The 10,527-nt window shown below is 61.5% G+C and carries 12 protein-coding genes; 6 read left to right on the top strand and 6 right to left on the bottom strand.

Features of this window, described 5'->3' with window-relative positions; genetic code table 11:
• Positions 1 to 24 precede the first annotated feature (24 nt).
• Together V6M61_RS00100 and V6M61_RS00105 are read left to right on the top strand one after the other, a co-directional pair.
• Complete coding sequence (locus V6M61_RS00100) at positions 25 to 1,083, top strand: DMT family transporter (protein WP_332774511.1); 1,059 nt, start codon at positions 25 to 27, stop codon at positions 1,081 to 1,083.
• Position 1,084: 1 nt separating this feature from the next.
• Positions 1,085 to 1,555 carry a Cd(II)/Pb(II)-responsive transcriptional regulator gene (locus V6M61_RS00105; RefSeq protein WP_332774512.1) on the top strand — a complete coding sequence of 157 codons (471 nt, stop codon included), beginning with the start codon at positions 1,085 to 1,087 and terminating at the stop codon, positions 1,553 to 1,555.
• A gap of 13 nt (positions 1,556 to 1,568) precedes the next feature.
• Here the strand turns inward: V6M61_RS00105 and V6M61_RS00110 are convergent, their stop codons facing one another.
• From V6M61_RS00110 to V6M61_RS00135, 6 genes are all read right to left on the bottom strand, one after another.
• The gene (locus V6M61_RS00110) at positions 1,569 to 1,847 is read right to left on the bottom strand and encodes a hypothetical protein (protein WP_332774513.1); all 279 of its coding nucleotides are present in this window, start codon (positions 1,845 to 1,847) and stop codon (positions 1,569 to 1,571) included.
• Between the two features lie 58 nt (positions 1,848 to 1,905).
• Positions 1,906 to 2,676 (bottom strand): amino acid ABC transporter ATP-binding protein, encoded by a 771-nt coding sequence (locus tag V6M61_RS00115; protein WP_442957707.1) that lies wholly within the window; start codon positions 2,674 to 2,676, stop codon positions 1,906 to 1,908.
• The gene (locus V6M61_RS00120) at positions 2,666 to 3,346 is read right to left on the bottom strand and encodes an amino acid ABC transporter permease (protein WP_332774515.1); all 681 of its coding nucleotides are present in this window, start codon (positions 3,344 to 3,346) and stop codon (positions 2,666 to 2,668) included. The genes V6M61_RS00115 and V6M61_RS00120 overlap by 11 nt, the downstream gene beginning before the upstream one ends.
• Before the next feature lie 141 nt (positions 3,347 to 3,487).
• Positions 3,488 to 4,150 carry an amino acid ABC transporter permease gene (locus V6M61_RS00125; RefSeq protein ID WP_332774516.1) on the bottom strand — a complete coding sequence of 221 codons (663 nt, stop codon included), beginning with the start codon at positions 4,148 to 4,150 and terminating at the stop codon, positions 3,488 to 3,490.
• A 133-nt stretch (positions 4,151 to 4,283) separates the two neighbouring features.
• Positions 4,284 to 5,072, bottom strand: coding sequence for a transporter substrate-binding domain-containing protein (locus tag V6M61_RS00130; protein WP_332774517.1), 789 nt, complete (start codon positions 5,070 to 5,072; stop codon positions 4,284 to 4,286).
• Positions 5,069 to 5,932: a GntR family transcriptional regulator gene (locus tag V6M61_RS00135; RefSeq protein WP_332774518.1), complete on the bottom strand. Its 864-nt coding sequence runs from the start codon at positions 5,930 to 5,932 to the stop codon at positions 5,069 to 5,071. Before V6M61_RS00135 ends, V6M61_RS00130 begins: the two co-directional genes overlap by 4 nt.
• A gap of 453 nt (positions 5,933 to 6,385) precedes the next feature.
• On the opposite strand from V6M61_RS00135, the gene V6M61_RS00140 reads away from it, so the two are divergent.
• The 4 genes from V6M61_RS00140 to V6M61_RS00155 all read left to right on the top strand — a co-directional run bounded on the left by V6M61_RS00140 (position 6,386) and on the right by V6M61_RS00155 (position 10,347).
• Positions 6,386 to 6,715 carry a low molecular weight protein tyrosine phosphatase family protein gene (locus V6M61_RS00140; protein WP_332774519.1) on the top strand — a complete coding sequence of 110 codons (330 nt, stop codon included), beginning with the start codon at positions 6,386 to 6,388 and terminating at the stop codon, positions 6,713 to 6,715.
• A gap of 111 nt (positions 6,716 to 6,826) precedes the next feature.
• Positions 6,827 to 7,267 carry a VOC family protein gene (locus V6M61_RS00145; protein ID WP_332774520.1) on the top strand — a complete coding sequence of 147 codons (441 nt, stop codon included), beginning with the start codon at positions 6,827 to 6,829 and terminating at the stop codon, positions 7,265 to 7,267.
• A 132-nt stretch (positions 7,268 to 7,399) separates the two neighbouring features.
• Entirely contained in the window at positions 7,400 to 9,175 is a 1,776-nt protein-coding gene (locus tag V6M61_RS00150) for a long-chain fatty acid--CoA ligase (RefSeq protein WP_332774521.1), read from the top strand.
• 179 nt (positions 9,176 to 9,354) lie between these two features.
• Positions 9,355 to 10,347: a catalase gene (locus V6M61_RS00155; protein WP_332774522.1), complete on the top strand. Its 993-nt coding sequence runs from the start codon at positions 9,355 to 9,357 to the stop codon at positions 10,345 to 10,347.
• Positions 10,348 to 10,527: the final 180 nt, after the last annotated feature.

Consider the following 10,527-nt stretch of genomic DNA (forward strand, 5'->3'; position numbering starts at 1 on the left):
CGTGACTACATGAAGGAACTGAACATGCAAACTGCAGGCTGGCATCCAGGCGTGGTGGCGGCTCTGAGCTCGGCTTTTCTGTTTGGAGCGGGCACGCCGGCTGCCAAATGGTTGCTTGACCAGGTCAATCCGTGGATGCTGGCGGGACTTCTTTATTTGGGTTCGGGTATCGGCCTGGGTCTTTATCGCTGGATGCGGGGCGCGGCCCGTCCGCGCTTAAACCCCGGGGAGCTGCGATGGCTGGTCGCTGCCGTGCTGTGCGGCGGTGGCATGGCCCCTGCATTGCTGATGTCTGGCTTGGCGATGATGCCGGCCAGCCAAGCTTCCTTGCTGCTCAATGCCGAAGCGGTCCTGACGGCGCTTCTGGCGTGGGCCGTGTTCAGGGAAAACGTGGACTGGCGCATCGCCCTGGGCATGGCCGCCATCGTGGCGGGCGCTCTTTTATTAAGCTGGCCACAGCATGATCTGCCATCGGGCGTGCCAGGCAGCGCATCGTTCTGGCCGGCTGTGCTGGTGGTTTTGGCGTGTTTTTTCTGGGCGCTGGACAATAACTTCACGCGCAAGGTGGCCTTGGCCGACGCCTCCTGGATTGCATCGGTGAAGGGCCTGGTGGCCGGCGCGATGAATCTGTGCCTGGCTTTTGTGGCGGGCGCAGTGCTCCCGGATGTGGCGAGGGTCTCACTGGCCATGCTGGTCGGTTTGCTGGCTTATGGCGTGAGTCTGGCGCTGTTTGTGTTGGCCTTGCGGCATCTGGGTGCATCGCGCGCAGGGGCCTATTTTTCGATGGCGCCTTTTGTGGGAGCCCTGTTTTCCGTCGTCTTCCTTGCGGAGCCCGTCACCTGGAGGCTGCTTGCTGCGGCTGCGCTCATGGCGCTGGGTCTTTGGCTGCATTTAACCGAGCGTCATGTTCATAGCCATCGGCATGAAACCCTGGAGCACGAGCATCTGCATGCGCATGACGAGCATCACCAGCATGATCATGCGCTTGCATTTGAGGGGCAACATTCTCATCGCCACCGCCATGAACCCATGATCCACACCCATGCGCACTACCCGGATGCCCACCACCGCCACCACCACTGACATGAGCACTGACACCCTTGCTTCTGCACCTTACCGCATCAGTCAGGCGGCCGCCTTAAGCGGCGTATCCGCCGCCAACATCCGTTTTTACGAGAAGGAAAAGCTTCTCAGCCCTCACGGAAGGGGCGATAACAGCTATCGTTTTTATAGCAATGGTGATGTGCACCAGCTGCGCTTCATCCGGCTGTGCCGGGCCATGGACATGTCGCTCGACGAGGTGCGCACCCTGCTCGGACTGGACTTGAGGCGCAAGGCCGACTGCGCCACGGCGCGCGAGGCGCTTGATGGGCATCTGGCGCATGTGCGCGCACGGCTGGCCGAGCTCAAGACACTGGAGAAAGACCTCAAGGCGCTGCGCGACCGGTGTGACGGCACCGATGCGCTTTGCCACACCATTGAAGCACTGCATGCGCAGGCAGATGCCTTGCCGCTGCCTGTGCGGCCCATTGCAGCAGGCCGGCGGCACGTTTAGCCGTTGAGAGAACTCAGGCTTGCCGGAGCTGCAGCTGCGCCTTGTCCAGCCACAACTGCAGGCTGTCCAGCAGGTCTTTCTGGCTGAACGAGCAGCTCTCTTCGGTGAACAGGGCGCTGGACTCCAGCCGGTCCAGCAACTGCAGCAGCACCTCGTTGTAGCGAGGCGGCAGTGCGGCGACAAGCATGGTCTGGCTTTGCGCCAGACGGGAAAAAGCGGCCACGGTCAGGCTGTCGCTGCGCAGTTGTTGCAAGGCCGCTTGCAGGCTGGAGAGCTGGTCTTGAGAAGTCATGGCTGCATTTTGCCCGCATGCAGGGTAATGGGAGCACCGGCCCTGGTAGATGCCACGCTTACTGAATCATCCCGAGAAACTGCTTCAGCTCAGGCGTTTTGGGGTTGGCAAATACCTCGTCGGGCGCGCCTATCTCATGCACCCGGCCCTGGTGCATGAACACCACGCGGTCACAGACCTTGCGGGCAAAGCTCATTTCATGCGTCACCATCAGCAGCGTCATGCCTTCGCTGGCCAGGCTTTCCACCACCTGCAGCACTTCGCCCACCAGTTCCGGGTCCAGTGCCGAGGTAATCTCGTCGCACAGCAGCACCGAAGGCTGCATGGCCAGTGCGCGCGCAATCGCCACGCGCTGCTGCTGTCCGCCTGAAAGCTGGTCGGGCCAGGCTTCGAACTTTTCTGCCAGGCCGACGCGCTGCAGCAGTGCTCGGGCGTGTTCTTCAGCGGACGCGCTGGCTGTTTTCTTGACCAGCGAGGGCGCCAGCATGATGTTTTTGCCCACCGTGAGATGCGGGAAGAGGTTGAAGCTCTGAAAGATCATGCCGACGCGTTGGCGCAGGTCGCGCATGACCTGTGGGTTGTCATGCAGCAGGTGCTTGCCGTCCACCCGCAAGGTGCCGCTCTGGAACACTTCGAGCCCGTTGATGCAGCGCAGCAGCGTGCTTTTGCCCGAGCCGCTCTTGCCGATGATGGCGATCACCTCGCCGGCCTTGACTTCCAGGTCAATGCCCTTGAGGACCTCGTTGCTGCCAAAGCTTTTGCGCAGCTGGTTGATCTCGACTAAAGTTTTTTTGGTGCCCACGGATGTGTAGTTCACGTTAACGTCCATTTCTTGCTTTCCTCTCAAGCTTGCGGGCGTACAGCGACACCGGAAAACACAAAGCGAAATACATCAGCGCCACGCAGCTGTAGACCACAAAGGGTTTGAAGGTGGCGTTGGTGATCATGGTGCCGGCCTTGGTCAGCTCGATGAACCCAATCACCGACGCCAGCGCGGTGCCCTTGATCACCTGCACCAGAAAACCCACCGTGGGCGGCACGGCAATCCGCAAGGCCTGCGGCAGCACGATGTGGCGCAGCTGCTCGCCAAAATTCAGGGCCAGGCTTTGCGCCGCTTCCCATTGGCCCTTGGGAATGGCGTCCACGCAGCCGCGCCAGATTTCGGCGAGGTAGGCGCTGGTGTAAAGCGTGAGCGCCACGGCAGCAGCCACCCAGGCCGGCACGTTGATGCCGAACAGGGCCAAGCCAAAGTAAGCCAGGAACAGCTGCATCAGCAGGGGCGTGCCCTGAAACAGCAGGATGTAGCCGTCCAGCAGGCGGCGGGTGATGAGCGGTGCTTTTTGCGAACCGGGCACGCCACGTGAGGCCGACAGCCTGCCGATGAGGAGCAGCATGCCGACAAGGCCGCCGCCGACAAAGGCCGTGAGCGACAGCACCACCGTCCAGCGGCCCGCCAGCAGTAGGTTCCTGAAAATATCCCAGATTGAAAATTCAACCACGGCGATTCCTTTGAGAATTGACGAGGCCATACGCGAGACCACGCCAGCAGGGGCCGCGGAACCGGCTTAGCCGGGCCGCAGGCGCAGCGGCCCCCTCGGGGGGCAGAGAGCTACACGCAGTGAGCGAACGTGGGGGCATATTCACCTACCAAACAGGAACTTCGGCCCCAGCCAGTTCAGCAGCTTGCGCGCCGCGATGGACAGGGCCAGGTAAATGGAGGTGGCCACGATGAAGGCTTCAAACGCGCGAAAATTCCGGCCCTGGATCAGGTTGGCTGCGTACGACAGCTCCTGGGTCGAAATCTGCCCGCACACGGCAGAGCCCAGCATCACGATGATGATCTGGCTCACCATGGCCGGCCAGACTTTCTTGAGCGCCGGTGGCAGCACTACGCGGGTGTAGATCTGCACGCGATTGAGCGCCAGACTCTCGGCAGCTTCAATCTGGCCGCGGGGCGTGGCTTCGACACCGGCGCGCACGATTTCCGTCGCGTAGGCGGCCAGGTTGATCACCATGGCCAGCACCGATGCCATTTCCGGGGACAGCTTGAAGCCCGCTGCGGGCAGCCCGAAAAAGATGAAGAAAAGCTGCACGATGAAAGGCGTGTTGCGTATCAGCTCCACATACATGCCCACCACCCAGCGCAGCCACAGCGGCCCGCTGGCACGCGCCCAGGCAAAGGCCATGCCCACGGAGACGCCGGCCACCGACGAGATCGCCGTCAGGCCCAGCGTCCAGGAAACGCCGGTGGCCAGCAATGGCCACTGCGACAGCACGGCCATGAAATCAAGCTCTACACGCATCTGATCACTTCCTGTTGAAAGAGGCTGCTGCTCCCGTCATGCCAGCAGCCGCCGTGGAACCGGCTTTGCCGGGCCACAAGCGGCGCCCCCTGAAAGGGGGGAGGCGGTTACGCGAAGCGAACCGCAACGGGGGTTAGGGTAAGTTCCCTGCAGGTCGGCCCAGCCATTTGGTGGCCAGCTTGTCGAGGTCGCCGTTTTTCTTGGCTTCGGCAATCACCTCATTGACCTTGGTGCGCAATTTGTCTTCACCTTTGGCCACACCGATGAAGTTGGGGCTGTCCTTGAGCAGCAGCTTGTATTCGGTGCCCAGCTGCGGGTTTTTGGCCATCATGTTGCCGGCTACCGACGCGCCCGTGGCGATCAGTTGCACCTGGCCTGCCGTGTAGGCCGACACTGTGGTGTTGTTGTCTTCAAAGCGTTTGATGTCCGCGCCGGCCGGGGCCACCTTGCTCAACTCCTGGTCTTCCAGCGCCGCGCGCGTCACGCTGATGGTTTTGCCGGCGAGGTCGCCAAAGGATTTCACGCTGATGCTCTTGGGGCCGAACACCGCCTGGAAGAAAGGAGAGTAAGCCGCGGTGAAGTCGATGACTTTTTCGCGGTCAGGGTTTTTGCCCAGCGTGGAAATCACCAGATCTGCTTTCTTGGTTTGCAGGTAAGCAATGCGGTTGGCGCTGGTCACGGGCACGAGCTCGATCTTGACACCCAGTTTTTGCGCGATGTAGGTGGCCATGTCCACGTCCAGGCCTTGCGGCTTCAGGTCGGTGCCGACCATGCCATAGGGCGGAAAGTCGGTGGGAATGGCGATCTTGATTTCCTTGGCCTTCATGATGTCGTCCAGCGCGGTTTGCGCATGAACGCCAGAGGCGGCCAGCAGGGCGGCTGCGGCCAGGCCAAGAGAGAAAAAACGTTTGCTCGATGTCATAGCAGGGCTCCCAGGTAGGTTGAGGGTTCTTCAGAAAATTCGCCCCCACGCTCGTCACTGCGTGTACTACGCTGCCCCCCGTGGGGGCTGGCCTTGCTTGGGGCGGCCCGGCGCGGCGGCCCATGGCCTTCATGCGCGCCGGGTTTGCGAACACTTGTATGCAACTCTTGTGCCGTTTTTGGCTTGGGCGGCGAAAGCGGGCTCAAGGCGTTTCGCAATTGCGCCAGCGGATCACCATTGGCGGCTTGCAGCTTGAGCGCCGCCTGGACACTGCCAATATGGGCTTGCATGAGTTTTTCGGCCAGAGCCAGGTCACCTTTTTCGAGTGCCTGGACAATCTGCACATGCTCTTCGCACGACTGGGCCGCGTCGTGCGAGGACTGGTAGAGCATGGCGATCAGGGTGGTGCGCGCCGTGAAGTCGCGCAGGGTATCGGCCAGCAGGCTGTTGCCCAGGCACTCGGCCAGGCACACATGAAAGTCGCCCAGCAAAAAGCTGCGCAAGCCCACGTCGCTGCCCTTGACCGCGGCTTTTTCGCGGGCGAGGTGGCTCTTGAGCTGCTTGATGGCCGCCTTGCTGACGTCGGGCGTGCAGCGGATCAGGCCCATCTCGATTACGCGGCGTGCCTCGAAGGCTTCGCGTGCTTCTTCTTGCGATGGCTCGATGACATACCAGCCACGCCGGCTGCTGACGGTAACGATGCCGCGGGCTGCGAGGCGGGTGAGGGCTTCGCGAACAATGGTGCGGCTGCAGTCAAACAGCATGGCCAGCTGCTGCTCGCCCAGGCGTGCGCCGGGCGCCAGCTTTTGCGCCATCACGGCTTCAATGATTCGGTTGCTGATGTCGGAAGCGCTTGTCATGCACGGAATAACGCATATCCCGTGCCAAAGGTTGCGTGGCCTGTGCGCGGGCCTTTGCCCGGCTCAATCAACTGGTATACAAGTTATGTGCACCATCGTGGCGTGCCGATGCATCAAACGGTGGCCTTTTTCACTCTGGCCGCACCAAGATGGTGAATGGGCGGCAAGGCTGTGACCGGCGCAGGTTTGCGTGCGGCCTTTGTTCCATGAACGGAAAGACGTTTTTGGCGAGAGCAATTCCGGAAGGTGACAATTAGGGCTCGTTCAGTAATATCTTGCACATTTGTCTCGCCAGCTTCGGGCGCGCTGCGTTGTTGCGAATCGCTTGTGTGGCAGAGCCACGCGGCACGCTCCGCGCCTAGCATCGCATCCCGAATCCGACGGCCAAATGCACAACATATTTCTGAACGAGCCCTTAGCCATGTCGCTTTCATTCGCCAGGCCCACTCACCAATGAGTCGCTTACTCTTCATCTGCAGTCAAAACCGCTGGCGCAGCCCAACGGCGGAGCAAGTATTTTCAGAACAAACTGGCGTGGAGTGCTCGTCTGCCGGCCTGAACCACGACGCGGAGAACCCGCTTACGCCCGAATTAATCGAGTGGGCGGAACTCATCTTCGTGATGGAGCGCGAACACAAGGCCAAGCTGTCTACTCGATTCAAAGAGTTTTTAAGAGGAAAACGCGTGATCTGCCTCGACATCCCAGATAACTACAAGTTCATGGAGCCTGCATTGGTCAAGCTGCTCAAAGCGAAGGTGGGTCGTCACCTTCCACATGCTTGATGAGATTTCGCGCTTCCCGTCGTTGCCGACCGCTGTAAGGCCGTGGCCAGTTCGGGGCGGGGAAGTGCCTTACATTTGCCAGACCTTCACAACAAAACCGGGAGGCATGCGATGGCCGAGGTCACAGGAATCGATCACATCTACATCACGGTTTCCGACCTTGCGAAGTCGGAACGCTTCTACGATCAAGTGCTCATTGAAGCGCTTGGGTTTCGCAAAAACAGGTTCACGCTTGCGGATGATCCCCACATCCAGTACTTCAACCGCCACTTTGGCTTTGTCCTGCGCCCGGCCCGGGTCCACGCAAGACACGAGCCGTATTCGCCGGGATTGCATCATTTCTGCCTGCGTGTGGATTCCACAGCCGAAGTCCACGCGGTGGCCGGGCAACTCCGCAACGCTGGAATCGATGCGACACAAGCCCAGCTCTACCCGCAATACGCTGCGGACTACACGGCAACCTTCTTCACTGACCCAGACGGTATTCGCCTCGAAGTCACGAACTACCGTCAAGAGCGCCGCGAACGCCATGACAACTGGATGCGCCCGTGATTTTGCGGATGTGTTTTGAGGCATTCCCGTAACCGAATCTGATCGTTGGCGTCGCTGAGGTGACAGCTTTTTATCGGGAGCTTCCCCGATGCACTGCCGCTGCAGCCGGGGTAGGCTGGAGGCCCGCCTGGCATGAACCTGGAGCCCGACTTGTCCGACCTGAAAACAGCTGCACCCGTAGCGACCGATAAAACAACCCTCCACACGCTGCACTACAAAGTCTGGCCGAAACGGCTGCCGCGCAGCATCACGCCGCCCGCTACTTCGCTGTGGCACAACCTGGCAGTCAGTGCGCTACGCTTTCCCGACAAGCCCGCGCTGGTTTTTTTCGGGCAGGTACTGACCTACGCCCAGGTGCAGCAGCAGGCCGAGTGCCTGGCGGCCACGCTTTGTAGTCTGGGGGTCAAAAAAGGCGACCGCGTGGTGCTCAACATGCAGAACTGCCCGCAATGGGTCATCGCCCACTTTGCCATCCTGCGGGCCAACGCCGTCGTGGTGCCGGTCAACCCGATGAACCGCGCGGAAGAACTGAAACACTACATCACCGACCCGGACGCCAAAGTGGCGATCACCACGGCCGACCTGGCGCCGGAGCTGGCCAAAGCCAACGCCCAACTGGCGCCGGCCGAGCAGCTGGCGCACATGGTCATCACGCACTACAGCGATGCCTTCGATGCGAATGGGCAGGGCGACGATGCCATGCCCGAGGCGTGGCGCGAGTGGCTGGGCACCCGGCATGCGCCACCGGCCATGCCCGCCTGCCAGGTGACCCGCTGGACGGACGCCGTGCAGGGTCCGGCTTCAGGTGAGCCGCCGCTGCCGGCGCACACCGCTACCCCGCAGGATCTGGCCGTGCTGCCCTACACCAGCGGCACCACCGGCCTGCCCAAGGGCTGCATGCACACGCACGCCAGCATCATGCACAACGCGGTGGCCAGTACCTTGTGGGGCAACAGCACCTTTGAAAACGTGACGCTGTCGGTGGTGCCCATGTTCCACATCACCGGCATGGTGTCGGTGCTGCATGCGGCGATTTACGGCGGCGGCACGCTGGTCATCATGCCGCGTTGGGACCGTGAGCTGGCCGGGCGCCTGATCTCGCACTGGCACGTGACGCACTGGACCAACATTCCCACCATGGTGATCGACCTGCTGGCCAGCCCCAACTTCGCGAGCTTTAACTTAAGCAGCCTGGTCTATATCGGCGGCGGTGGCGCGGCCATGCCGCAGGCGGTCGCACAGCGCCTGTGGGAACTGTACGGCTTGCGTTATGCCGAAGGTTACGGCCTGACCGAAACCGGCGGGCCGTCGCACAGCAACCCCTACGACGCGACCCGGCAGCAATGCCTGGGGGTACCTTTTGTCAGCACCGATGCGCGCGTGATCGACCCCGAGACGCTGCAAGAAATGCCGCAGGGCGAGCAGGGCGAAATCATCATGTGCGGTCCGCAGGTTTTCCAGGGCTACTGGAAGCGGCCGGACGCGACGGCAGAGGCTTTTATCGAGCTGGACGGGAAGCGCTTTTTCCGTTCGGGTGATCTCGGGCATGTGGACGAGGATGGTTATTTCTTCATCACCGACCGGCTCAAGCGCATGATCAATGCGTCAGGCTTCAAGGTCTGGCCTGCCGAGGTGGAAGCGCTGATGTTCAAGCACCCGGCCATCCAGGAGGCCTGCATCATCAGTACTAAAGACGCTTACCGCGGCGAAACCGTCAAGGCCGTGGTGGTGCTGCGTGCCGAGGCCAAAGGCAAGACGAGCGAAGACGACATCATCAACTGGTGCAAAGACCATATGGCTGCCTACAAGTACCCGCGCGTGGTGCAGTTTGTGGATGCGCTACCTAAAAGCGGCGCCGGCAAGGTGATGTGGCGCACCTTGCAGGAAGCCGAGAAGGACGCGGGCTGAGCCTGTTTCGGCCTGGCTTATAGGTCAAAATTGGCTTTAGCCCTTGGTAATATTGCGCAAGCAGCTATCAAAAATATAGCGAAAATACACTGACTTGGTACCCCGGCCTGAGGCGTTGGTCGGGCCGGGGGAGCCAGTTGCATGGCTGTAAAGTCGAACCCATATTGTCAGGAGTTTTAATGACCAGCGACGCACCCAGTATCCAATGGACAGAACGCATCGCCGCCGATGAGGCGCAGCGCTACGCCGGCTATGCCCGGCGCTTTGCCGAAATCCAGCAGCGCAAGTCGGCCAGGCATGGCGTGGGGCGGGCGTTGCACCGCAAGCAGCTGACGGCCGCGCAGGGCACGCTGCAAGTGCTGGCCGATCTGCCGGAGTTTGCGCGCCATGGCCTGTTTGCCTCACCGGCGGCGCACCCGGTCTGGGTGCGCCTGTCCAACGGTGGCATGGACAAGGCCAGAGACAGCATGCCCGACATCCGCGGCTTTTCGTTCAAGGTACTGGGTGTTCAGGGTGATTCGGCACTGGGTAACGGTCCGGCGCAAAGCCAGGACTTCACCCTGATCAACCAGGAGGCGTTTGCCTTTACCGGCAGCGCCGAGTTTGTGGACTTTGTCGAAGCGGCCTCGCATGGCCATGGCGTGCTGCTCAAGTTCCTGTTTCGGCGCTATGGCATGTTCGACGGCTCCAGGCTGCTGGCAAGAATGCTCAAACTCGCGGGCAGGCCCTTCAACGGATTTGCCTCCGAGCCGTTTTTCAGCAGCGTGCCCATCGCCTGCGGGCCCTATGCAGTCAGGGTGCGCCTGGCGCCTGCCAAAAGCAACGGCCTGGCCGACGCCGAAGCCAAAAAGGACTGGGGCGCCGACTTTAAGCGCCGGCTGGCGCAAGGCCCCTTGCATTACGAACTGCAATTGCAGCCGTATGTGAGCGAGCAACGCACACCGATCGAAGATGCGTCAGTCAACTGGCCCACGCCTTACACCACGGTCGCCCGGCTCACGCTGCCGCAACAGGACACGGGTTCAGACACTGGCAAGGCGCTGGCGCAGCAGGCCGAAGCGGGGGTGTTCGACCCCTGGCAGGCGCTGGCGGCACACCGTCCACTGGGTGATGTGCAGCGCGCCCGCAAAGTGGTTTACTTTGAAAGCCAGAAAGGCCGCGGCGCTGCCTGAGCGCCGTGATGCCGATGGCCCATTCCTCTTTCGACTAGGGCCTGTTCACACTAATATTGGAGGTGCGAAGGGGTTCCATCGGGCGCAAATCAAGGCGCCTGCTGCCGCCCGCACTGATGTGCGGGCAAGGTAGGCAACGCCGAGTTGCGCCCGATGGGACCCCTTCCCTTCGGGTTGCGA

The sequence above is a fragment of the Polaromonas sp. genome, assembly GCF_036676035.1.
GTDB lineage: Bacteria > Pseudomonadota > Gammaproteobacteria > Burkholderiales > Burkholderiaceae_C > Polaromonas.